This window comes from Haloferax sp. S2CR25 (genome assembly GCF_031624535.1).
GTDB lineage: Archaea > Halobacteriota > Halobacteria > Halobacteriales > Haloferacaceae > Haloferax > Haloferax massiliensis.
In genome coordinates this window covers 167,625-189,372 of record NZ_JAMQOO010000006.1, presented here as the reverse complement: position 1 = coordinate 189,372, position 21,748 = coordinate 167,625, and the positions used below count along the sequence as shown (strand labels likewise).

The 21,748-nt window shown below is 69.0% G+C and carries 23 protein-coding genes; 11 read left to right on the top strand and 12 right to left on the bottom strand.

The features are described 5' to 3' along the window. Positions 1-5: 5 nt before the first annotated feature. Entirely contained in the window at positions 6-464 is a 459-nt protein-coding gene (gene lrp / locus NDI65_RS15500; RefSeq protein ID WP_089779760.1) for an HTH-type transcriptional regulator Lrp, read from the bottom strand. 126 nt (positions 465-590) lie between these two features. Here lrp and glnA point away from each other — a divergent pair, with 126 nt between their 5' ends. After that, positions 591-1,961 (top strand): type I glutamate--ammonia ligase, encoded by a 1,371-nt coding sequence (gene glnA, locus NDI65_RS15495; RefSeq protein WP_089779763.1) that lies wholly within the window; start codon positions 591-593, stop codon positions 1,959-1,961. Between the two features lie 142 nt (positions 1,962-2,103). Beyond that, positions 2,104-3,066, top strand: coding sequence for an alpha/beta hydrolase (locus NDI65_RS15490; protein WP_089779765.1), 963 nt, complete (start codon positions 2,104-2,106; stop codon positions 3,064-3,066). Between the two features lie 28 nt (positions 3,067-3,094). On the opposite strand, the gene NDI65_RS15485 is transcribed toward NDI65_RS15490, so the two are convergent. From NDI65_RS15485 to NDI65_RS15475, 3 genes are all read right to left on the bottom strand, one after another. After that, positions 3,095-4,057 (bottom strand): phosphatase PAP2 family protein, encoded by a 963-nt coding sequence (locus NDI65_RS15485; RefSeq protein WP_310893823.1) that lies wholly within the window; start codon positions 4,055-4,057, stop codon positions 3,095-3,097. A gap of 1 nt (position 4,058) precedes the next feature. After that, positions 4,059-5,396: a YihY/virulence factor BrkB family protein gene (locus NDI65_RS15480; protein WP_089779769.1), complete on the bottom strand. Its 1,338-nt coding sequence runs from the start codon at positions 5,394-5,396 to the stop codon at positions 4,059-4,061. 112 nt (positions 5,397-5,508) lie between these two features. Beyond that, complete coding sequence (locus tag NDI65_RS15475) at positions 5,509-6,639, bottom strand: tRNA (guanine(26)-N(2))-dimethyltransferase (RefSeq protein ID WP_089779771.1); 1,131 nt, start codon at positions 6,637-6,639, stop codon at positions 5,509-5,511. Between the two features lie 120 nt (positions 6,640-6,759). Here NDI65_RS15475 and NDI65_RS15470 point away from each other — a divergent pair, with 120 nt between their 5' ends. The 8 genes from NDI65_RS15470 to NDI65_RS15435 all read left to right on the top strand — a co-directional run bounded on the left by NDI65_RS15470 (position 6,760) and on the right by NDI65_RS15435 (position 12,332). Further along, entirely contained in the window at positions 6,760-7,104 is a 345-nt protein-coding gene (locus tag NDI65_RS15470) for an SWIM zinc finger family protein (RefSeq protein WP_089779959.1), read from the top strand. A 95-nt stretch (positions 7,105-7,199) separates the two neighbouring features. Next, positions 7,200-8,030, top strand: coding sequence for a hypothetical protein (locus NDI65_RS15465; RefSeq protein WP_089779774.1), 831 nt, complete (start codon positions 7,200-7,202; stop codon positions 8,028-8,030). Positions 8,031-8,090: 60 nt separating this feature from the next. Beyond that, positions 8,091-8,942: a ribose-phosphate diphosphokinase gene (gene prs, locus NDI65_RS15460; RefSeq protein ID WP_089779776.1), complete on the top strand. Its 852-nt coding sequence runs from the start codon at positions 8,091-8,093 to the stop codon at positions 8,940-8,942. A 54-nt stretch (positions 8,943-8,996) separates the two neighbouring features. Beyond that, positions 8,997-9,227, top strand: coding sequence for a hypothetical protein (locus NDI65_RS15455; RefSeq protein WP_089779778.1), 231 nt, complete (start codon positions 8,997-8,999; stop codon positions 9,225-9,227). Then, positions 9,228-9,863: a uracil-DNA glycosylase family protein gene (locus tag NDI65_RS15450; protein WP_089779780.1), complete on the top strand. Its 636-nt coding sequence runs from the start codon at positions 9,228-9,230 to the stop codon at positions 9,861-9,863. 297 nt (positions 9,864-10,160) lie between these two features. Next, positions 10,161-10,577, top strand: coding sequence for an HIT family protein (locus tag NDI65_RS15445; protein WP_089779782.1), 417 nt, complete (start codon positions 10,161-10,163; stop codon positions 10,575-10,577). Positions 10,578-10,664: 87 nt separating this feature from the next. After that, positions 10,665-11,480 carry a hypothetical protein gene (locus NDI65_RS15440; RefSeq protein WP_089779784.1) on the top strand — a complete coding sequence of 272 codons (816 nt, stop codon included), beginning with the start codon at positions 10,665-10,667 and terminating at the stop codon, positions 11,478-11,480. A 108-nt stretch (positions 11,481-11,588) separates the two neighbouring features. Next, on the top strand, positions 11,589-12,332 hold the full coding sequence (locus NDI65_RS15435; RefSeq protein ID WP_310893822.1) for a ParA family protein: 744 nt from the start codon (positions 11,589-11,591) through the stop codon (positions 12,330-12,332). Positions 12,333-12,445: 113 nt separating this feature from the next. On the opposite strand, the gene NDI65_RS15430 is transcribed toward NDI65_RS15435, so the two are convergent. Next, positions 12,446-12,967 carry a hypothetical protein gene (locus tag NDI65_RS15430; RefSeq protein ID WP_310893821.1) on the bottom strand — a complete coding sequence of 174 codons (522 nt, stop codon included), beginning with the start codon at positions 12,965-12,967 and terminating at the stop codon, positions 12,446-12,448. A 162-nt stretch (positions 12,968-13,129) separates the two neighbouring features. Here NDI65_RS15430 and NDI65_RS15425 point away from each other — a divergent pair, with 162 nt between their 5' ends. Continuing rightward, on the top strand, positions 13,130-13,996 hold the full coding sequence (locus NDI65_RS15425) for a transcription initiation factor IIB family protein (RefSeq protein ID WP_310893820.1): 867 nt from the start codon (positions 13,130-13,132) through the stop codon (positions 13,994-13,996). A 107-nt stretch (positions 13,997-14,103) separates the two neighbouring features. Here NDI65_RS15425 and NDI65_RS15420 read toward each other — a convergent pair whose 3' ends face one another. The 7 genes from NDI65_RS15420 to NDI65_RS15390 form a co-directional block, all read right to left on the bottom strand. Continuing rightward, entirely contained in the window at positions 14,104-14,766 is a 663-nt protein-coding gene (locus NDI65_RS15420; RefSeq protein ID WP_310893819.1) for a P-loop NTPase, read from the bottom strand. After that, positions 14,763-15,662 carry a hypothetical protein gene (locus tag NDI65_RS15415; RefSeq protein ID WP_310893818.1) on the bottom strand — a complete coding sequence of 300 codons (900 nt, stop codon included), beginning with the start codon at positions 15,660-15,662 and terminating at the stop codon, positions 14,763-14,765. The genes NDI65_RS15420 and NDI65_RS15415 overlap by 4 nt, the downstream gene beginning before the upstream one ends. A 71-nt stretch (positions 15,663-15,733) precedes the next feature. Beyond that, positions 15,734-16,663 carry a hypothetical protein gene (locus NDI65_RS15410; protein ID WP_310893817.1) on the bottom strand — a complete coding sequence of 310 codons (930 nt, stop codon included), beginning with the start codon at positions 16,661-16,663 and terminating at the stop codon, positions 15,734-15,736. Next, a complete protein-coding gene (locus NDI65_RS15405) occupies positions 16,660-16,998 on the bottom strand; it encodes a hypothetical protein (protein WP_310893816.1) in 339 nt (112 codons plus the stop codon). The genes NDI65_RS15410 and NDI65_RS15405 overlap by 4 nt, the downstream gene beginning before the upstream one ends. Before the next feature lie 126 nt (positions 16,999-17,124). Continuing rightward, a complete protein-coding gene (locus NDI65_RS15400) occupies positions 17,125-17,427 on the bottom strand; it encodes a hypothetical protein (RefSeq protein ID WP_310893815.1) in 303 nt (100 codons plus the stop codon). Between the two features lie 91 nt (positions 17,428-17,518). Beyond that, on the bottom strand, positions 17,519-21,040 hold the full coding sequence (locus NDI65_RS15395) for an LAGLIDADG family homing endonuclease (RefSeq protein WP_089779791.1): 3,522 nt from the start codon (positions 21,038-21,040) through the stop codon (positions 17,519-17,521). A gap of 53 nt (positions 21,041-21,093) precedes the next feature. After that, positions 21,094-21,699 carry a conditioned medium-induced protein 4 gene (locus tag NDI65_RS15390; RefSeq protein WP_089779793.1) on the bottom strand — a complete coding sequence of 202 codons (606 nt, stop codon included), beginning with the start codon at positions 21,697-21,699 and terminating at the stop codon, positions 21,094-21,096. Positions 21,700-21,748 lie beyond the last annotated feature (49 nt).

Genomic DNA, 21,748 nt, shown 5'->3' with positions numbered 1-21,748 from the left:
CGGCGTTACTGGTCGAGTTCGAGGTCGAACTGCTCGTTTTCGGAGACTGCGTTGAGCACGACCGACGTGTTGGACTCGCGGATGTCCGCGTCGGTGAGCAGTTTCTTGATCTGGGTGTTCATGCCGTCGGTGTCGCGGAACTTGCCGATAGCGATGATGTCGTAGTCGCCGGTGACCTCGTACACCGAAATCATCTGCTTTTCCGCGCGGAGGCGCTCGGTGATTTCGGGGAGCGCGGAGCCCTCGACTTTCAGTTGGATGACGGCGGTCACGTCGTAGCCGAGCGCGTCGTAGTTGACGCGGGGCGTGTAGCCCTCGATAACCCCCTCGTCTTCGAGGTCTCGCAGGTGATTCGAGACGGTCGTCACCGACACGTCGAGTTCTTCGGCGAGGCTTCGCAGGCTCGCTCGGCCGTCGCCGAGGAGCGCGTTGATGAGCTTCGCGTCGAGGTTTTCGTACGTCATTACATCTACACACCCTCCCGGGGCATTAGAATTTTACGAATATCCAATTCTGTGGCACACCGCGGGGAATTGCATTAAGCGGAAAGGTCTTTATAGTGCGGGTGTTCGAATCGCGTGTTCAGGAAAATGACGGAAGACAACGCACTCACCGACGGCGGCCTGAGCGACGAGGCACAGTCGGTCATCGACGAGATCGAAGAGAAGAATGTCGACTTCCTCCGACTGCAGTTCACCGACATTCTCGGAACGGTCAAGAACGTCTCCATTCCGGCCTCGCAGGCCGAGAAGGCGTTCACCGAGGGAATCTACTTCGACGGTTCCTCCATCGACGGCTTCGTGCGCATCCAGGAGTCCGACATGCGCCTCGAACCCGACCCGTCGACGTTCGCCGTCCTCCCGTGGCGGAAGAAGGAAAACAGCGCCGCCGGGCGTCTCATCTGTGACGTGTTCAACACGTCCACCGGCGAGCCCTTCAGCGGCGACCCGCGCGGCGTCCTCAAGCGCGCTATCGACCGCGCCGAGGAACTCGGCTATGACGTGAACGTCGCACCCGAACCGGAGTTCTTCCTGTTCGAAGAAGACGAGAACGGCCGCGCGACGACCGTCACGAACGACGCCGGCGGCTACTTCGACCTCGCGCCGAAGGACCTCGCGTCCGACGTGCGCCGCGACATCATCTACGGCCTCGAAAGCATGGGCTTCGACATCGAGGCCTCGCACCACGAGGTCGCCGAGGGCCAACACGAGATTAACTTCACGTACGACGACGCGCTGTCGACGGCCGACAACGTCGCAACCTTCCGGTCCGTCGTCCGCGCCATCGCGTCCGAACACGACCTCCACGCGACGTTCATGCCCAAGCCCATCCCGCGCATCAACGGCTCCGGGATGCACACCCACATCTCGCTGTTCCAGGACGGCGAGAACGCGTTCCACGACGGCGACGACGAGTTCGACCTGAGCGACACGGCAAAGAGCTTCGTCGCGGGTATCCTCGAACACGCGCCCGCAATCACGGCGGTCGCCGACCCGACGGTCAACTCCTACAAGCGCCTCGTCCCCGGCTACGAAGCGCCGGTCTACATCGCGTGGTCCGACCGCAACCGCTCGGCGCTCATCCGCAAGCCGGCCGCCCGCACGCCGGCCGCCTCGCGCATCGAGGCCCGCTTCCCCGACCCGTCCTGTAACCCGTACCTCGCGTTCGCCGCGCTCATCCACGCCGGTCTCGACGGCGTCGAGAAGGGTCTCGACTGCCCCGACCCGGTCCGCGAGAACATCTACGAGTTCGACGAGGAGAAGCGCGAAGAGTACGGCATCGAGACGCTCCCGAAGGACCTCGGCGGCGCCGTCGACGCCCTCGAAGAGGACGAAGTCATCCAGAACGCCCTGGGCGACCACGTCTTCGAGAAGTTCGTCGAAGCCAAGCGCTCCGAGTTCAAGGACTACCTCGTCGACGTCTCCCAGTGGGAGCTCGACCGGTACCTCGAAACGTTCTAACCGTCGCGCGCGCCCAACACGGACTATTTTTTGCCGCCGCCGAACCCGGTAGCTCGCGGACTATTCGCGAGTGCGCCGGTCCGGAGCAGGCACCACAGACAATAGTTAACACCGTGCACAGACTACGCTACCCAGTAGACGGATGGCGTCCACACGGAGAACCGACGGCCGGTCGCCCGATGCGGAAACCGCAGACGCGAAGCGCGAGTTCGGGACGGCCCAACGGGTCGCGTTCGAGGCGGAAGGAGTCTCGTTCGAGTCGCGGTACGTCGACCTCGACTCGCCGGCGTGCCGAGTCCACGTCGTCGACGCCGGCGAGCCGACCAACGAGCCGCCGCTGGTTTTCGTCCACGGCGTGATGAACTTCGGCGCGATGTTCGCCCCGCTGATGGGTCGGCTCGGCGGCGCGCGGATGCTCGCGCTCGACCGCCCCGGTTGGGGCCTGAGCGACGACTTCCGATACGACGCCGACACCCAGCGCCGGGTGGCAGTCGATGTCCTCGACGGGGTGCTCGACGCGCTCGACGTCGACCGCGTGGACGTCGTCGGACATTCGACGGGCGGCTACTGGGGACTCGCGTTCGCTCTCGCGCGCCCCGGCCGAGTCCGCCGACTCGTCGCCGTCGGCGGCGTTCCGGCGTTTCCCGGGACCAACCCGCCGATTCCGCTTCGGCTGTTCACGGTCCCGATTGTCGCCCGACTGCTCGTCCCGCGGGGACACCCGACCGAGGCGACAGTCGTCGAGCAACTGGCCGTCGTCGGAGAAGACCGGACGATTCGGCGATACCCCGAACTCGTCGCCGCGAGGGTCGCCCACGACCGCAACCCGCGGGCGTCGGCCGTCGGGGTCAGCGAACTTAAGTCGTTCATGACGCTCAGCGGCTGGCGTGCGGGCGCACGGCTGACGCCGTCCGAACTGCGGGCCGTCGAACGGCCGACGACGTTCGTCTGGGGTGACGAAGACTTCCTCGGCACGCCCGAAGACGTCCGAGAGACGATTGCGTCGATGACGGACTCGCGGCTCGAAACGCTCGCCGCCGGCCACATTCCGTGGCTCGGTCACCCCGACGCGTGCGCCGACGTCGTCGCCGCCGCTCGGGCGTAGCGCCGCCGAAGTCGGTCGGAGAAGGAACTCAGTCCGCGCGCCGCGCGTTCTCGCCGCCGCCGAATCGGAGTTGCAGACGTGGCGCGACGAGGATGAACGCGACCACCGCCGCGGTGGCGAGCACCGTCACCGGGACCGGCGCGGCGGCCGCGTCCACGCCGACCCAGAGGCCGCCCGCGACGAGGAACGCGACGAGCGCCACCGGCGGCGACAGCGTCGGCAGCGACTCGTGGTCGGCGAGTCGCGTCCAGCCGACGAGGCCGCCGAGCGACCCGCCGAGCGCCGCCGCGGCGTTTTCGGTGTGCCCGGAGAGGCCCGTGGCGAACACCACCGCGAGCGCGAGGACGCTGAGACCGGCCGCGATGGCGAACAGGCGCGCCGGGTCGAGGTGGCCGGCCGCGTCGGGGTCGTCCGCGGCGGCGACGAGGAAAATCGCCTTCAGGAAGCCGAGGCCGAGGAGGACGCCGACCGCGACGTCGACGCCGTAGTGGACGCCGAGGAAGAGACGCGAGAGCGAGACGATGCCGACGACGACCGCCGCGGCGACGAGTCGGCGGCGGCGGTCCCACACGTCGAGAAGCGAGACCGCGGCCCCGTAGACGACAGTCGTCCCGAGGGCGTGGCCGCTCGGGAAGCCGAAGCCGTCGTCTGTCGTGAACGAGACGAACAGGTCCGAAAGCGGCGACGGCCACGCGGGCGCGCCGGCGACGGCCGCGGTCGGCGGTCTCGGTAGTGCGAAGCCGACTTTCAGCGCGGTGACGAGCGCCAGCGACCCGAGCGCGAGGCCGACGAAGGAGGCCGCGGTCCGCCGCGGGCGCGCCGTGATTCTGGGGCGACAGAGCCAGTACAGCGACGTGAACGCGACGAAGTAGAACCACTGGTCGCCGAGTTGGGTGACGAGGCCGAACAGGAAGACGAGCGCGTCCGGTGCCTGCGCAAGGGCGTTTTCGCCGAACCCGCGGGTCTGAAGCGAAAGCGCGAACCGGAACATCTCAGCCGCGGCGTTCGCGGACCGCGTCGATGGCGCGCCCGGGGACGCCGAGGGCGCTCAGGCCGATGCCGAAGATGACGAACAGGACGTAGAGCCCGAGCGTCGACAGGAAGATGATGAGCATGGCGACGACCGCGATGAGGTCCGACTGGAGATAGTAGAACGCGCCGAGCGTGAGGACCACGCCGTAGCCGAGCACGAGATAGGGACCCCAGCCGCGGGCCTTCCCGCGGCGCATCCGGCGGCGGACGTAGCGCTTCAACTCGGCTTCGAGCTTGGGCTTTTCGACCGTCCGGTCGGTCACGTCGTCCTCGAACGCGTCGAGGTCGGCCCGGAGTTCCTCGACCTGCGATTCCAGCTCCTCGATGTCGGGAGCGCCGCGCGGGGAGACGGACGCGCCGGTCTCCGCGTCGCCGGCGTCGTCCGTCCGCGGCCCATCGGTGTCACCTCGGTCGTCGCTCATATCCGTACGAGCGTCATGTCGGCCTCCCGTATGTTGTACCTGCCGGTCCACTCCGGGCGGTCCCCCCGGCGGGTCACGCGGTTCCGCGGGCGGGGCGTCGCCGCCGACCCCCGCGAGGACCGCGTTGACGACCGCGCCCGAAAGCAGGATGAGCCCCGAGAAGTAGAACCACGTCACGAGCAACAGGAGCGTCCCGAGCGCGCCCGCGACCGACGCGCCGGCAACCGACGCGTAGACGCCGAAGCCGACCCCGAGGAGGGTCCAGCCGACGGCCGCGAAGACGGTCCCCGGCGCGACCTGCCGCGGCGAGAGGTCGGCGTCGGGGAAAACGTAGTACAGCGGGAAGAAGGCCGCACAGAGCGTGAGAAGCAGCAGAAGCGGCGAGAGCAGTCGGAGGAACGGAACGTCGAGGAGGCCGAGCAGCGCGGTCAGCACCGCGACGCCGATGGTGCCGACGCCGATGCTGGCGAGGGCGATAGCGCCGTCGCGGAGTTGGTCGACCAATCCCCCCGCCTCGGAGCCGTAGATGCGCGAGAAGGCGATGTCGAGGCCGCGAAAGAGCTTCAGCGCGCCCCAGACCGTCAGCGCGAGACTCACCGCTCCGACGCTTCCCTGTCCGGTGCGGTCCGTGAGGGCCTCCTCGACGAGGTCCTGCCCGGTCGGAACGAGATACCGCTCGACCAGCGTCTGGAGCTGCGCCTGCAGCTCCGCGCCGCCGATGGCGGTGGCGACGACGACGCCGAGGACGAGAAGCGGAATCAGCGAGACGAGCGCGTAGTACGAGATGCTGGCCGCGAGAAACGATATCTCCTTCTCCCGAATCGTGTCGACGACCGCCCGCGCGACGGGGACGACGGTTCGAATCGTGGCGCTCACGTATCCCGGAAACGACACGAGAGACAAAGAAGCTACCCGCCGAGACGGCGGGACGGGTCGGTTACGGCGGGGGTCGGCGGTCGCCGCTCAGATACGGGGGCAGGACTCGAAGTCAGGCTTCGGGGTCGAGCGCGGCGGTCGCCTCGCGTATCTCCGCGACCGTCGCGTCGGTCTTGAACGCGGTGCCGTGGTAGTGGGCGGGCGTGGCGTCGTAGCCGGCGTCGCGGAGCGTTTCGAGGAACGTCTCCATCTTCGAGGCCGAGCGGCCCCAGAGCTTACAGAGGCGGTGCTGGTCGAAGTGAGTCGGCGCGTCGAGTTCGACCGCGAGCGTGTCGAGGAGCTTGCGGGCGCGCTTCGCGGTGCCGAAGTCCTCGGTCACCTCGTCGCGGACGGCCTCGGCGAACGCCGGCTCGGAGACGGGGCCGAGCCAGATGGGACCGGCTTCGAGAATCCGGGTCGAGTCGCAGTTGGCGCACGACTCGGGCGGGTGGGCGATGAGCGAGCGCTCGGCCTCGCGGTGGAGGCAGTCCTCGCAGTGGTAGACGAAGCCGGTCGATTCGAGGAGTTCGTCGGCCTTCGTCGCCCGCTCGTCGAGTTCGAGATACGCCCGCGCGTAGTGGCGCGTCGCGTGCGAGAGAATCGGGACGGCGGCCTTGTCGTAGCGGGCGGCGGTGCGGACCATCGCGCCGAGGAGGGTGCGAAGCCCCATCTCGGGGTGGTAGTCGGTGTTCTGCGGGAGACAGCCGTACTTCCGGATGCCGCTTTTCTGGTGTGCGCCGCACAGCGGGGCGGTGTCGGTGGCGGTGACGCAGACGAGGTCGCGGGTGTTTGCGAACGCGGGGTCGGCGAAGGGCATCGGCGTGCCGAAGGGGTCGAGGTCGACCACGTCGAAGACGGAATCGTACATGAGGGCGTTGGCGTTGCGGTGGACCGCCTCGCCGCCGTTGCCGGCGCGGTCGAGGTTCGACTGGGCGAGTTCGACGGCGTCGGTGTCGAGGTCGGCGCAGGTCACGTCGTAGCCCTCGGCGGCGGCGCGGACGCCCCGGATGCCCGAGGCGGCCATCGCGTCGAGGTAGCTCTCGGCGCGGGGTTCGCGCTCGCGGAAGGCGCGGAGGACGGCCGCGGTGATGTCTCGGTTCAACTCCTGTGTGGGGTTGTAGAAGACATCGTCGCCGGTCCCCGCTGACGCCCCGTCGCGGGCGTCGGGAACCTCGATTTCGACGCCTCCCTCGCTCACGTGCATACCCGCAGTCGCCCGCGCGGGCGGAAACCGGTTGCGATGCGAGTGGGCGACGCGACTGCGGCGGTCGGTCCACCCCGCGGCATCGAATGCGTTTTCACCGCCACCGACGAAGTCGCCGGCGTGGACTCGGCCGACGACTGGCGAGCGGCCCTCGAAGCGGCCGGGCGGCTCTCGCCGAACATCGTGCAGGCCATCGTCGACGCCCACGGCGACCGGGGCGTCACGGCCATCGAGGCCGTCTCCGAGCGGCGGGTGAAGCGCTACCGCGATTTCGACGTGGTCGTCGGCTACGACGACGAGTACGTGGTCGAAGACCGGGGCTGTACCTGCAAGGACTCCCAGTACAACCTCGACCCCGACGAGGGCGAGCGCTGCTGGCACGTCCTCGCGGTCGACGTGGCCGAGGCGCTCGGCGAACTCGACCACCACGACATGTGGTACTCGGACGTGCGGGAGTTCCTGTAGTTTCGCTTCTCGGAACGCGCCCGTTCGGCCCGTCGCCGCGCCGCGGGAACGACCACAATCCTTTCCGAACCGCGCCGCGAACCTCGGCCCAACGGATGGCTGATTTCGACCTCTCTATCGACGAAAAGCGGGTGTACGCGGACAAGTCCGGCAAGCAGACGGCGTACGTCGCCGCGGGCGTCGGGGTCGTGACCGTCGACGTCTCCGACGACCTCGTCGGCGGCTTCCGCATCGACCGCCGGTGTACCGCGCGGGACGCCGCCGGGTCGCCCGGGGAAGTCGCCGTCGCCACCGACGAGGACGTGCTCCTCGTGCAGGGCGACGACTACCACGAACTCGACTTCGGCCCCGCGACGACGGTCGGCTTCCACCGAAATCGCGTCGTCGCCGCCGACGAGGACGGCCGCGTCGCCCGCTTCGACGAGTCAGGGTGGACTGACCTCGGCGCGGTCGAGTCGGTCCGTGCCCTCGACGGGAGCCTCGTCGCGGCCGACGACGGCGTCTACCGCATCGGCGACGACGACGGCCTCTCGCACGTCGGCCTCGGCGGCGTGAACGACGTGTCCGACCCCGCGGGCCGCCTCGGCGGGACCGAGGGAACCCCGCTCGCCGCGACCGACTCGGGGCTGTACGCGCTCGGAAACGGCTGGATGGACGCACTCGACGGGGCGTTTTCGGCGGTCGCGTCGATGCCGGACGGCCGCGCCCACGCGGTCGGCCCGGACGGCGTCGTCGCGCGCGACGAGGAGTCGGGGTCGTGGGACGACGCGCCGATTCCGCTGGACGAGACGGTCGTCGCGCTCGCTCACGACGCCCGCGCCGCCTACGCCGTCACCGACGCGGGGAGCTTCTGCGTCCGACTGACCGGGGGCGACTGGCGGACGCAGGTGCTCGGGTTGGACGCGGTCGGCGTCGCGGTTCGCTGACACGCGACGGGGCTGAACGCAACGAAAAGCGGTTTTACCCCCCACGAGAGACGAACGGGTATGCTCGTACCCGGCGCATCCTCGCAGGCACTCGCGGCCGCGCTCGCCGACGAACTCGGCGAGTCGCTCGCGGCCGTCGAGTACGACCGCTTCCCCGACGGCGAGACGCTGGCCGCGGTCCCCGGTTTCGACGCCGACGCCGCCACCATCGTCGCCAGCACCGCCAGCAACGACGCCTACGTCGAACTGCTCCAACTGCAGGACGCCGTCCGCGAGGCCGGCGCGTCGGCGGTCACGACGGTCATCCCGTACATGGGCTACGCCCGACAGGACAAGGCGTTCGAGGCCGGCCACCCGGTTTCGGCCCGCGCGGTCGCCCGCGCCGTCAGCACGACGACCGACCGCGTCGTGCTCGTCAACCCCCACGAGGACGCCGTCTCGGAGTTCTTCGACGCGCCCGTCGACATCGTCGACGCCGCCGGGCGACTCGCCGAGCCGCTCCCCGAACTCGACGCCCCGCTGTTTCTGTCGCCCGATTCGGGGGCCATCGGCATCGCAGAGACCGTCCGCGACGCCTACGGCGAGGGCCAGACCGACTACTTCGAGAAGGTGCGTCACTCCGGGACCGACGTGGAAATCACGCCGAGCGACGCCGACTTCGCGGGCCGCGACGTGGTCATCACCGACGACATCATCGCCACCGGGTCGACCATGAGCGAGGCCGTCGCCGTGCTCGCCGACGGCGGCGCGAAGCGCGTCTTCTGTGCGACCGTCCACCCGCTTCTGGCTCGCAACGCCCGCACGAAACTCGCCCGCGCCGGCATCGAGCGCGTCGTCGGCACCGACACCATCGAGCGCGACGTGAGCGAGGTGTCCGTCGCGCCCGCTCTCGCCGCCGAACTCGAACGCTAACGAACCACACAGTCTCTCGAAACGGTTTTGCCAGTCCCCGCATCTCGGGATAGTATGGGACGCTACGGAAACATCGACTACCCGCGGATGACCAAGACCGGCCTCGGACTGGGGCTCGCGCTGTTCCTGTTCGGCGCTATCGGCGCGAAAGTCGCCCTCGCCGTGAGCGGCGGTGCCATCCCCGGCTGGGAGCGCACGCTGTTTTTCGACGCCGAGTGGCTCGGCATCGCGATGGTCCTGTTCTCGCCGATTATCTTCGGCATCGTGCTCCCGCTGACGGAGTAGATGGCCGGCACCGACCCGCGGTTCCCCGACGACGACGAGACGCTCGTCCTCGAACCCGACTGCGCGCGCTGTCCGGCGCTCGTCGAGTGCCGAAACCGCATCTCGTGGGGGGTCGGTCCCGACGACGCGACGGTGATGGTCGTCGGTGAAGCGCCCGGCGCGGGCAACCCGGACGCCGACCGCTGGCGGGGCGGCAACTGGACCGGGATGTCCTACACGGCCCGGCACTCGGGCCGCCGCATCCGCGAGACGATGGCCGCCGTCGGCTACGAGTCGGGCGTCTTCTACACGAACGCGGTCAAGTGCTTCCCCTCGGACGGCGAGGGGTCGAACCGCGCGCCCACCGCCGCGGAAAAGGCGAACTGCCGCGACCACCTCGTTTCCGAACTCGAAGCCGTCGACCCCGACGTGGTGGTCCCGACCGGTCGCCACGCGACCGAAAGCGTCCTCGCGCTCGACGACGCCTCGCTGGACGGCTTTCTCGACACCGTCCTCGACCCCGTCGAGAGCGAGCGGTTCGGCTACACCGTGGTCCCGCTTTTGCACCCCTCGTACCGCGACGTGTGGCTGTCGCGTCTCGGCTACGAGTTAGACGAGTATCTGGAGACGCTGGCGGCGTTGCTGCCCGAGCGGTAACCCACCGATTATTGCGCAATTCAATAGACGTATTGCGCAATCTGAGATGGATTGCGCGCAATATCAACTAGTTCGCCGAGGGAACTGCGGGAGGTCGCGCAATCGAGGGTCGATTGCAGGTTCGATTGCGTGCAATTGCGTCTCGCACAGAAGCGTTACCCTCCCAATCGACGGGGAGACGGTCGGCGATTTCTCTCTACCGGCGCCGACGGCGAGACAGACGAACCGAGCAGCAGACGAGACGGCACGCACGAACCGGTCCGAACTTTCTTTTTCCCGCCAATCGACGTGCCACGTATGTCCGACTGCATCTTCTGCGCCATCGTCGACGGCGACATCCCCGGTCGAATCGTCCACGAGACCGAGCACACGCTTGCGTTCCTCGACGCCAACCCGCTCGCGCCCGGCCACACGCTCGTCGTGCCGAAGGAGCACCACGCCCGCCTCGACGAGGTGCCGGCCGACGCGGCGGCCGACCTCTTCGCCGCCGTGAACGACCTCGTCCCGCGCGTCGAGTCGGCGGTCGACGCCGACGCGACGAACGTCGGCATCAACGACGGCCCCGCCGCCGGGCAGGAGGTCGACCACGTCCACGTCCACATCGTCCCGCGGTTCGAGGGCGACGGCGGCAGTCCCATCCACGCCGTCGCGGGCGAGCGCCCCGACCTCTCCGACGAGGAACTGGACGACATCGAGGCGTCCATCTCGGGCTGAAGCGACCGTTCTCGTTCCCGTCAACCCCGCCTTTCCCCGTAAGTATCGATACGAACGCATATATGGCCGCCACAAGTACCGCCAGTCGTGACAGTCCTCCAATCGTTTCGAACGACCCTCCAAGTCGTCACCGAGACGCCCGTGCTCGTCGCGTTCGCCCTCGCGTTCGGGGCCATGAACGCGTTGAACAACGCCTCCGGCCTCGTCAGTGTGGTCGGGACGCTTCTGCTCCTGTTCGGCTCACCGGCGCTCATCGGTGCGTTCTACACCGTCATCGATGACGCGCGACCCGGTTCCGACACCGACCTGCGCGCGTCCACCGCGGCACAGCGCTACTACGTCAGCCTGCTCGGCGCGAGCGTCCTTTCCGGCCTCGTCATCGTGATCATCGCGATGGTCGTCGGCGGCGGCGTCGTCGGCTACATCGGCTTCGACCGGCTCAACGCGGTCCTGAACGGCTCCGCGACCCTCACGCTCGCCGAACTCGCCGCCGCCGGGGCGGCCTTCGTGGTCCTCGCGACGGTCATCTACGTCTTCACGTTCTTCGACACCGCCGTCGTCTTCGACGGGAAGACCGCGGGCGGGTCGCTCAGTCGAAGCGTGAACTTCGTCTTCGGAAACTTCCGGCGGGTCGTCGGCTACGCGGTCGTCGCGACCGTCGCCACCTCGGTCGTCGACCTGCCGGTGCTCTGGTTCGTCACCCTCGACGGGGCGACCACCGTCGCCGGCGCGGTGACGGCGTTCCAAGCGCCGATGTCCGGGGTCGATATCGCCGTCGTGGCCGTCGCCTCGACGGTCACCACGCTCGTCGGGCGGACCTACAAGGTCTGTTTCTACCGGGCCTGCGCGGATGACGCATGGGGTTCGGGGCCGGCGTCGGCCGACGGCGAGTGGTCGGCGTAGTCGCTCGCCCGTTCGTCCCAATCACCTCCACGAGCTGAATAGTATCTTCCAGCGACACCAACACCGGGCGACCGAAGCTATTAATCTGAGCACCCGACCAATCGCGGTATGTCGATTCCCACCACTATCGCGCTCGTCGGAGCCACCGGCGGCGCGGGGACGACCCGACTGACGCTCGAACTCGCCGCGGCGCTCGCGGACGACGGTCGCGACGTGGCCGTCCTCGACGCGGCGTTCGCCACGCAGGGACTCTCGGACTACGTCTCGGGGACGCTCGACCCCGACGCGACGGCGCTCGTCACCGACGACGCGGACGTGCCGCTCGAATCGGGACTGGTCGCGTTCGCCCCCGACGCCGAGGGGCGCGTGGCCGTCTGCCCGGCCGCGGCCCCGTTCGAGCGACTCGCGCGGGCGATGACGCCCGACGCCGCGCGGGCGTTCGAGGGGCGCATCGCCGAGGCCGCAGACGGCTTCGACCACGTCCTCGTCGACGCGCCGCTCCTCGCGTCGAACCAGACGGTCGCCGCCGCCGCGGCCTGCGACCGAGTCGCGCTCGTCGCGCCCGCCACGGACCGCGGTGCCGACGCCGTCGGTCGCCTCAGCGCGCGGGCCGCCGACATCGGCACCGACGTCGACGCCGTCGTCTCCACGTTCGGCGAACTCCGCGACGCGGACGTCGTCGTCCCCGAAACCGAGGCGGGCGGCATCGCCGACGCGCCGGCGTGCCGCGACGACGCCGAACTCGCGGCGGGCGTCGGCGCGGTCGCGGAGGTCCTCCTCGACGTCGAAATCGAATCCGCGGCCGCCACCGGCGGGGTCCTCGGCTCGGTCGGCGAGTACGTCCGTCGCTGAGCGCACGGGGCGTCGAACTCTTCCGGAACAGACAGTCGACTCGGCGAGCACCGCCGCTCGGGAGCGCAAAAACCGGGGGAGAGAACGGCCGAGAGAGAAAGGCGCGCCTCGCGTCAGAACTGCATATCGGTGACCGAGCTCATGGTCTCGGCCAGCGAATCGCGCTTGGCGACGGCCGCGTCGGTGCGGTCGGTCAGCGCGCCCTCGACGGCTTCGACGAGGGGGGCGACGGGGTCGTGCGTCTCGACGTACGTCGCGAGCGCGAACTCCGACGGCTCCGCGCCGGTGAGCGCGAGCGCGTCGGCCCGCGAGACTCGCCCGTCGACCCAATCGCGGACGATGCGTCGCGCCTCGGGCGCGAGGGGCGTCACGCCCGCCTCGCCGCAACGATGCAAGAGCTTCGCCGCCGTGACCGGAGCGACGCCCGCGTCGCGCGCGCACTCTCCGATTGACGTCCCCGACCCGTGTGCTTCGACAACCCGCTCCGCCGCTGCGGGCGCACAGGGGAGCGCGTCTGCGTGCGCCTCGAAGCGCTCGCGGAGGGAAACGTCGGTGTCGTCGACGGTCGGGACGCGGCTCAAACGCTGTTCAGTCGTCGTCGTCTCTAACGCGGCGGCGATATCCGACAACCCCATTGACCGGAGTTCCACGCCGTTCCGCCAAAAGCGTTCCCAATGAATATCGATATTGATAGCTAAACCTAACGGTAACCGGTAGGCTCTACTGCCCCGAACCGGGGTTCGGACCCCGATTTGTCCCGTGTTTAAATACCTCTTCGAGACCGATTTCCAATTGTGATGAGTGAAGCACGCTCCCCCCAGGGTTGCCCCGAATGCGACGGACACCTCGGTTTCGAAGCCGGCGAGACGGTCTGTACGGACTGCGGCCTCGTCGTCTCGGAGTACCGCATCGACCACGGTCCCGAGTGGCGCTCGTTCGCCGACGACGACCGCAACCCCGCCCGCACCGGCGCGCCGCTCACCCGGTCGCGCCACGACCGCGGCCTGTCGACCGAAATCGGCCGCTCGACGCGTATCAAGGGCCGCAAGCGCCGGCAGTTCGCCCGCATGCGCCGCCAGCACAACCGCGCCCGCATCTCGACCAAGCGCGAGCGCAATCAGGTGTACGCCTTCACCGAGATTCGCCGCGTGACGAGCGCGCTGTCGCTCCCGAACCACATCCGCGACCAGGCGTGTTCGCTGTTCGAGTCCGCCCAGAACGAAGACCTCCTGCGCGGTCGCTCGCTCGAAGGGTTCGCCGCGGCCTGCGTCTACGCCGCCTGTCGCGTCGCCGGCGTCTCCCGGAGCGTCGAGGAGGTCTGCGACGTGTCGAAGTCGACCGAGGCCGAGCACCAAGCGGCCTACGGCGCGCTCAACCGCGACCTCGGCCTCCCCGTCGCGCCCGCCGACCCGACCGAGTACCTGCCGCGGTTCGCGACCAAGCTCGACCTCGACAGCGACACCGAGCGCCGGGCGCGCGAGTACGTCGCCGACGCCCGCGACGAGGGACTCGTGGGCGGCAAGAACCCCTGCGGCGTCGCCGCCGCGTGCCTCTACACCGCCGCGTGCGACCGCGGGGAAGACTGCACGCAGGCCGAGGCCGCCGACGTGGCCGACGTGACGCCCGTGACGCTCCGCAAGACGTACGTGGCGCTCCGCGAGTGAACCCGACAGACGACGGCGACGCACTCCCGTAGACGGCGACGACGACGCGAGAACTGAGCTGAACTGACCTACTGTCGCACGAACGAACCGAAGACGAGACGACGCTTCTACCGACCGCTTACCCGGACCGCGTCCGCGAGCTCCCGAATCCGAGTACTGGGAAGGCTCTCCGGCGACGACGCGACGACCGGCTCGAACCGCTCGACCGCCTCGGAGAGCCGCGCGTCCGCGGGGACCTCCGTCGCCGGCGCGCCGAGCACGTCGGCGAAGGCGTCGAGCGGCACCGCGTCGACGACGCGGTTGACCGCGACGGCGGCGAGTCCACAGCCGAGTTCGCGCGCGAGTTCGCGGGTCCGAACCGCGTCGGCCAGCGCGTACCCCTTCGGCGACGCGACCACGACGCAGGCGTCGGCGACGGCGAGCGGAACGCCGGTATCGGCGCGCATCCCGGCGGGACAGTCCACGACCACGTCGCCGTGGGCCGCCTCGACCGCGCGAAGCGCGTCGTCGAGGAGGCGAACGTCGGCGGCGCGCGCGCCGGCGAGCGTCCGACCGCACGGGAGTATCGAGACCGGGCCACCCGAGCGGACGGCTTCGAGCGGGTCCGCCCGCCCCGCGAGCACGTCGTGGAGGTCGGGACCGGGCGCGTACGGGAGGTTCGCCATCCCGAGGTCCGCGTCGACGACGACCGCGCCGAGTTCCGCCGCGAGTTCGAACGACAGCGTCGACTTCCCGACGCCTCCCTTCCCGGAGACGACCGCGAGAATCACGCGAGCCTCCGGAGCGCGTCCGCGTCGGGGTCGGCGTCGGCCGCGCGGTCCGCGAGCGCCGTCGCCCGCGCCGCCAACCGGCGGAGGCGCGCTCGGTCCGCGTCGAGCGAGTCGAGCGCCTCGACGCCGGCGTCGGCCTCAGAGAGCGCGGCCGCGGCGTCCGCGACCGACGCGCCGTCCAGTCGCTCGGCGAGTTCGATGCGACGCTCGACCGTCGCGAGAGACGCCAACTGGACCGACTGCTCGGTCTCGTGCTCGCGCTCCTCGCGCGCCCCGACCGCCAACGACACGTCGGCGTCCGTCGGCCGTTCGGACCCCCCGGTGCGGGCGGAGGCGGCGGCGCGTTCGGGTTGCGAAACCGGGTCGAGTCGTTCGTCGCCGGACTCGGGGGTCGTCGTGTGAGTCGATTCGGGCGTTCCCACGTGAGGCAATTCGGGCGTCGCCGACGCAGGCGCTCCCGACTCTGCGACCGTCGGCGACGGGTCAGAAGAGACGGGAACCGCGTCGGCCGGCGGCCGCGCCGAACCGAGCGACCGAACCGCGTCCTCGGGCGTCGAATCGGCGGCCCGTTCCGACTCGTCGGCGCGGCCGAGAACCTCGATGTCGACCGCGCGCTCCGGAGAGCCGTCGACATCGGCGGGCGCGGCGTCGCGGTCGGCCGACGGCGACAGGGGAACGGCGTAGCCGAGCGCGAGCGTCGAACCCGCGGGAACGACGCCGTCGAAGCCCTCGTCGTCCCACCCGGTTTCGGGGACGCCGGCGCGGCGCGGCGGGAGCACCGGGCCGTCGAGACGATTGCGAAGCCTGACGCGGCGGTCGACCGGCGCGTCGTTGTCGACTCGGACCGAGACGAGGGCGACGCCGTCGGCCGCGGTCACGTCGATATCGGTGTGCATAGCGGGGGTGGCCGCGGCCTCGCATATAAATCAACGCCCGGAGCGACCGGGGCCGACCGACGCTCAGACTGTCAACACCGAACGACCGGCACGCCGAGCCAGTCCGCGGCGGCCTCGGCGTCCGAAAACCGGCCGCACGAGAGGACGACCGGCGCGGAGAGGTCGGCGAGGCGGACGGCGGCCAGCGCGCGGGCGACGGGGTCCGATTCGAGGGCGGCCGGCCCCGACGGCGAGTCGACCGCCGGCGTCGCCGTCGCCGGGAGCGACGCGAGGTCTCGAAGCGCCGCCTCGAACGCCTCGCCGAGTTCCGCCGCGAAGTGCGCCCGCGCCTCGCGGCGGCGGTTCTCGACCGCGTCTTCCAGTTTGAGTCGCACCTCCCGCCCGTCTCGTTCGGCTCTGACCGCGTGTTCGAGCGCCGAAAGTCGCTGTTCGGCCGCGACGCGCTCTGTCTCGACTTCCGAGAGTTCCGTCGCCGTCTCCACGAGCTCTTGGCGGGCCGCCGCGGCCGCCTCGTCGTCGCCGGCGTCGCGGTGGGCGTTCACCCGCCCGCGGAGGGCCGCGACGCGCTCTCTGAGTCGAGACTCGTCCTCACCGGCGGCGGCGACGCGACGTCGGGCGTCCCGGAGCGCGGCCGCCGAGGTGCCGACGCGGTCGCGTTCGTCCGCCTCCGACTCCTCGGCCGCACGGTCGCGGTGCTCGGCGAGTCTCGCTTCGAGTCGGGCGAGGTCGTCGGCGACGGGAGAGCGGCGGCCGCGCGACCGACCGACCGCTGCGAGGAGCCACCCGCGAGACGGAGACGACGCGGAGACGGGGACTCTGCCGAGTCTGTCGTGTCCGGGGCCGGGCGACGGGCAGTCGATTCGGAGCGGGCCCGTCGCGTCGGTCCCCCCGTCCGACCGTACCGCGGCGACGACGGCGTCGGCGTCGATGTCGACCGATTCGCCGGCGAGGTCGATTGCCGACCCTTCGTAGACGGACCCGTGAGGCAGTCGGAGCCTCATAGCTCGCGGCGCTTCATCTCCGCGGCCGACGGGTGGTCGGTGCCCGAGGCGAACTTGCTGTACGGCGTCGCCGGCGACTCGCGGTCCTCGTAGGCCGCCGCGGCCTCGCGGACCGCGTCGGGGACGGCCGCAAACTCGTTGAACGGCTCGGTTCGCTCGATTTGGACGGCTTCGCCGTGTTTCTCCCGAAGCCGAAGCGCGAGGAAGGCGGCCAACTCCGTCTCGTCGAACAGCGCGGCGCGACCCAGTCGTCGGACCACAACCCCCTCGTGGGTCCGACAGATGTTCCGAAGCGTCGTCCGCGCCGCCTGCGAGTAAGTCACGACCAACAGCACGCACGACCGGTCACGGAGCCGGGAGAAAAATCGTTCGACAGCGGCACCACGGGTCACCCGTCCGGCGGTTGTGCGGACGGTGACGCGTGGCACCGAACCCGAGTTCGAATCCCCGCGCGGTGCGTCTCAGACGCGCTCGACGGAGAACGTCACGTCGTCGGCGTCGCCGGTCGCCTCGTCGAGGAGGTCTCTGACCCGCGTCCGCGCGTCGGCGGCGTCGGCGGCGAGGACGACGAGCCCCTCAGCGCGGTCGTCGCCGACGGCCGTCCACGCGTCGAGCGTCCCGTCGCCGGCGTCGTCTTCGAACTCCGTCGCGAACGTCCGGAGGACGGTCACGACGCGCCGCTCGGTGCTGGCGAGGTCCGCGTCACCCGATTCGAGGTCGCGGATGGCGTCTTCGATGTTGCGGATGGCGGAGATTCGGTCCATCGGTCGTCTGTCCACTCAGCGCACGCTCCACTAAGTTCGTCGGTTCCGCGCGGGACCGGTCGCGGACGGCTTGAGAATCGAAGTCGGCGGCTCAGGTCGCGCGGTAGACGTCGCCGCGGGGCTCGTAGATGTCGCCTTTCATCTTGAGCTTGTCCAGCTGGTCGTTGACCGTCTTCTCGTCCATGTTCAGCTCGCTGTTGGCGCGTTCGAGGACCTCCTCGTGGGGCGCGCCCTCATCGTACTCCTCCTGCATGGTGCGGATGAGTTCGAGCAGGTTCTTGATGCGGTCGCGCTGGGTCTTCGAGCGACCCGTCTCGACGATGTCGGCGTCGAACTCGCCGGTCTCGGGGTCCATGCCGATGTCGCGCAGGCAGGACTCGACGATGCCCGTGACGCGCTCTGCGTCCTCGCGGGTCACCTTGTCCGAGAGGCGGACGCGGGCCGAGGCCTCGCCGAGCCGGACGAGCGCTTCGAGCTTCCGGGCGGTCACGGGGACGGGGGCGTCCTCGTCGGCGCCGCGAGCGCGGAAGTCGACGTAGAAGTCGCGGATGACCTGTTTCGCCTCGTCGGTCATCGTCGGGTAGCAGGTGCGCTTCGCGTAGGCGATGTACTTGCGAAGCAGTTCCGCGTCGATGGTGGGCGCGACCTCGTCGGTGACGGCGTCGACCTGCTGTTCGGTGAACTCGGAGTTGGCGACGTTCGTCCGCTGGGTGTTCAGCTCGCCCGCGTAGTTCGTCTTGAGGATGTGGTCCGCGAGCTTCGAGTCCTCGTCGGGGTCGGGGTCGTCCGTGACCGTGAAGATGAGGTCGAACCGGGAGATGAGCGCGGGTTCGAGGTCGATCTGCTCGCCGATTGGCTCGTACTGGTCGAAGCGGCCGTACTTCGGGTTCGCCGCGCCGAGGAGCGAACACCGCGACTTGAGCGTCGCGTTGATGCCGGCCTTCGAGACCGAAATCTGCTGTTGTTCGAGCCCCTCGTGCATCGCGGAACGGTCCTCGGGTCGCATCTTGTCCAGTTCGTCGACCGCCGCGATACCCTTGTCCGCGAGGACGAGCGCGCCGGCTTCGAGCGTCCACTGCTGGCCGTCGCCGAAGTCGTCGCGGACGGCGGCGGCGGTGAGACCCGCCGAAGACGAACCCTTTCCGGAGGTGTAGACCGAGCGAGGAGCGATGTGGCGGATGTACGATAACATCTGGGAGTTGTGCGAGACGAGCCCGTTAGAAACGTAGCTGTGGGTGCCTTCGACTTCGAGGTCGTACACCCACTCTTCGGCGGGTTCGACGCGCTCTATCGACTCGATGCGCTCCCAAGCGACGTTGCCGTCTACGAGCGACCGGAGCCCAGAGACGCGGTCCACGAGCGAGCGGCCCCCGTCAGCGACCGCTCGTGCTTCTTCGTCGTCTCGATTCTGTAGTGCGCCTTCGAACGCCGAGACGACGCGAGCGAGACTGCCACGACTCGGGTTACGGTCGCCTCGTTCGTAGTGCTGGTACGTCGAGCGCGGAAGGCCACACTCGGCCTGCGTGAGTCCGAGTGCCTCGCGGAGTTCACGAAGCTCTCCGCCGGCGGGAATCAAATCGGTGTTCGTGTTCCCGTTCGTTCCTCCGAACTCGGCGGTCGCGAGCGATTTCCGCTCGGTCACGAATCCGATTTCGTCGACGTACGTCTCGAAGTCGTCGCCGCTGATTCGGAGCCGGTAGCTCCCGTTGTGTCGCGGACGCAGTTGCGACCGGATACCAGCGGTGAGCAGGAGCGTCCGAACGTCTTCGAGGAGTTCGCGACTCATCGAGGCAACCGTTATCTCTCGTTGACTCGCCGAGACGTGACCTTCGCCTTCGATGAGCGCGCGGAGGAACGCCCGGCCGGTGTCCGCGCTCGCCGACATGAGCTGTTCCGGGATTCGCTGCTCGGCCGAGCCCGCTAGGAGCGTCGGGGAGAGATTTTCGAGGAAGCTAACGAGCTCCCCGGACCCACAGATGACCTCACGCGCGCTCTTTCCTTCGTGTGGGGTCCGCTCGAAGTAGTTGACGCCGAGACGGTCGAACGCGTCCGCCACGTCGTCGAGCACTTCGCGGTCGTTGTTCGTGACGGAGACGAACCCGGTCGCATCGTCACGCTGTTCGACGTACCCCTCAGCGACGATGTAGCCGACGAGCCGAGCGAGCCAAGGTTGCCACTCGTCCGGGAGGTCGAGTCGAATCGCGTTGTGCGATTTCGACCGCCGGAAGTCGACGTCGAGTTCGTCCCGACCCGTCGCCGGAAGCGAGCGCGGTGCCGCGAGGAATGCGCCTTCGGTTAGCTCGTCCGCCCTCACCGCGGTCGTCATCCCGTCGGTACGGGTGAACAACGGGTGGGACGGGGTGACCTCGATTTCGCGGCCGGTGTTCGTCTGGATACGGAGCATTCGGTCCGGGGCCTCTCGCTTCCAGACTTTCGTCGCCTGTCGCGGCGTGAGCGTTCCGTCGGGACCGAGCGATGGGACGGTGAAGTCCGCAGTGTCCCAAACCCCATCATCGATGGGTTTCGGGTCATCGAGGTTCGATTCGACCAACGCTCGAATCGGCACGTCTCTCCCGTCAGCGAGCGTCACACGAGTGTCGCCGTCGACACACTTCCCGGTACCGGGGTCCCCTATCAGCAGCATGTGCAGGTCGCCGCGAATCCGCGAGCCGTCGGGGAGGTGTTTCGTCACGCCCGAAAACAGCTGGAGAATCATGGCCATCTTCTCCTGTTCGTAGCCGTAGATGGCGGGCGCGACGGACTCGACCATCTTCTCGTAGATGGCCGGGTCGTTCGAGAGTTCGACGATTTCGGCCACGTCCTCGTCGGAGATCTCCATGTCCTCGAACTCCTCGTCCTCGATGGTGAGCGAGATGCCCTCCATGTAGTAGTCGAAGACGGGAGTCTTCTCGTTGCCCGAGGTCTGCTGTTCGATGTGGAGGACGCCGACGACGGTGACGTGGTCGCCGGCGGTGACCTTGCCGGTCACGTCGTCCGAGAGGTTGATGTCGATGTTCTGCGGCGTCTCGCCCCCGCGCAGGCCCTCGGGGGACTCCTGGACGCGCAGTTTCTGTGAGTCGACGAAGTTCGACTGGTCGAAGTCGATGCGGAACGGCCCCTGACGCTCGCATCCCTGGCACTCGTGGGGTTCCTGAAAGCCGCCGTCTCCCTGCGGGATGTAGCTCATCGTCCCGCAGCGCTGGCACTCGAAGGCGGCCTCCGTGATTTTCGGGCGCACGTCGGTCGCCTTCCGGACGATTCCCTGCACCGAGATGAGCGTCCCGATGTGGTCGTCGTTGACCCGGATGTTCCGGATGTCGACCGTCTCGGGGAGGTTGCGCATCCGGACGTGGGCCTGCCCGAGTTTCACGTCCGCGGGGAGGTCGAACAGGCGCAGAGCCTCTTCCGCGTACTCCTGGAACTGCCCGGGCTTCGTGATGTAGTCGTCTGCGAGCTCCGCGTCGAACCGATAGAGGTCGTCGTAATCGATGTACAGCGACCGCTTTTCCTTCGGGTACTGCTGTGCGAGCGTCCCGATCTCCTCTCGGTAGTAGTTTCGGTAGAACTCGATGAACCGCTCCGTCAGGTCTCGGTTCTGGGGGGCCTGCGCCATCGCACAGGGGTATGTCCCCAAGTGGTTAAGAACCTTCGTCGTCTGACCGACCGCTACAGTGACACGTCGGTCTCGATGTCTTCGGTCGCCTCGCGGAGGCCGTCGCGGCGGGCGTCCTCGGCCAGCCGATTCGAGAGGTCGTCGTCGGTCAACAGCTCCGCGAAGTCGTCGCGGAAGCGGTAGTTGGCCCGGCTCGAACGGATGTCAGCCTCGGCGACGGGGCGGCACTCGGAAACGACCTCGACGGGCACTTCAAGCGTCTCGGCGATGGTCTCGTCGTCCGCGCCGTCGACGAGCAGGCTGTCGAAGCGGTCGGCGTCGAACGGGAACTCGCGGTCGGCGTCGCGGACGAGGTGGAGGTCGAACCGGGCGGTGCGAACCGCCTCGGGCGACGCGTCGAGTTCGACCGCGAGGTCGGCGTCGGAGTCGCCGTCGAAGAAGCCGACGACGAGCGCGACGAGCGCGTCGTCGCCGAGGTCGGTGTCGAACGCGTAGCGCTCGCGCATCGTCGCCACGATGCCGCGGACGCGCTCGCGGACCGCTTCGGGGTCGTCCACGTCGGCGAGCGACCCGCGCGACTCGGACTGCTGTTCGGTCACGGTGTCCGACCCGGTCGCCTCGATGAAGATGTCGCGGAGCTCGGCGGTCTTTTCGTCCATACCCTGAGAATGGCACGTCCAGCGTCTTTAATGATGCTGACCCGAGCGC

What these genes read in the sequence shown, in the direction of transcription:
- NDI65_RS15435 (WP_310893822.1), top strand. Translation starts at nt 11,589, where the DNA reads ATGTCGATTCCCACCACTATCGCGCTCGTCGGAGCCACCGGCGGCGCG.
- NDI65_RS15390 (WP_089779793.1), bottom strand. Translation starts at nt 21,699, where the DNA reads ATGGACGAAAAGACCGCCGAGCTCCGCGACATCTTCATCGAGGCGACC.
- lrp (WP_089779760.1), bottom strand. Translation starts at nt 464, where the DNA reads ATGACGTACGAAAACCTCGACGCGAAGCTCATCAACGCGCTCCTCGGC.
- NDI65_RS15490 (WP_089779765.1), top strand. Translation starts at nt 2,104, where the DNA reads ATGGCGTCCACACGGAGAACCGACGGCCGGTCGCCCGATGCGGAAACC.
- NDI65_RS15410 (WP_310893817.1), bottom strand. Translation starts at nt 16,663, where the DNA reads ATGAGGCTCCGACTGCCTCACGGGTCCGTCTACGAAGGGTCGGCAATC.
- prs (WP_089779776.1), top strand. Translation starts at nt 8,091, where the DNA reads ATGCTCGTACCCGGCGCATCCTCGCAGGCACTCGCGGCCGCGCTCGCC.
- NDI65_RS15450 (WP_089779780.1), top strand. Translation starts at nt 9,228, where the DNA reads ATGGCCGGCACCGACCCGCGGTTCCCCGACGACGACGAGACGCTCGTC.
- NDI65_RS15425 (WP_310893820.1), top strand. Translation starts at nt 13,130, where the DNA reads ATGAGTGAAGCACGCTCCCCCCAGGGTTGCCCCGAATGCGACGGACAC.
- NDI65_RS15400 (WP_310893815.1), bottom strand. Translation starts at nt 17,427, where the DNA reads ATGGACCGAATCTCCGCCATCCGCAACATCGAAGACGCCATCCGCGAC.
- NDI65_RS15455 (WP_089779778.1), top strand. Translation starts at nt 8,997, where the DNA reads ATGGGACGCTACGGAAACATCGACTACCCGCGGATGACCAAGACCGGC.
- NDI65_RS15395 (WP_089779791.1), bottom strand. Translation starts at nt 21,040, where the DNA reads ATGGCGCAGGCCCCCCAGAACCGAGACCTGACGGAGCGGTTCATCGAG.
- glnA (WP_089779763.1), top strand. Translation starts at nt 591, where the DNA reads ATGACGGAAGACAACGCACTCACCGACGGCGGCCTGAGCGACGAGGCA.
- NDI65_RS15475 (WP_089779771.1), bottom strand. Translation starts at nt 6,639, where the DNA reads ATGCACGTGAGCGAGGGAGGCGTCGAAATCGAGGTTCCCGACGCCCGC.
- NDI65_RS15445 (WP_089779782.1), top strand. Translation starts at nt 10,161, where the DNA reads ATGTCCGACTGCATCTTCTGCGCCATCGTCGACGGCGACATCCCCGGT.
- NDI65_RS15485 (WP_310893823.1), bottom strand. Translation starts at nt 4,057, where the DNA reads ATGTTCCGGTTCGCGCTTTCGCTTCAGACCCGCGGGTTCGGCGAAAAC.
- NDI65_RS15465 (WP_089779774.1), top strand. Translation starts at nt 7,200, where the DNA reads ATGGCTGATTTCGACCTCTCTATCGACGAAAAGCGGGTGTACGCGGAC.
- NDI65_RS15430 (WP_310893821.1), bottom strand. Translation starts at nt 12,967, where the DNA reads ATGGGGTTGTCGGATATCGCCGCCGCGTTAGAGACGACGACGACTGAA.
- NDI65_RS15415 (WP_310893818.1), bottom strand. Translation starts at nt 15,662, where the DNA reads ATGCACACCGATATCGACGTGACCGCGGCCGACGGCGTCGCCCTCGTC.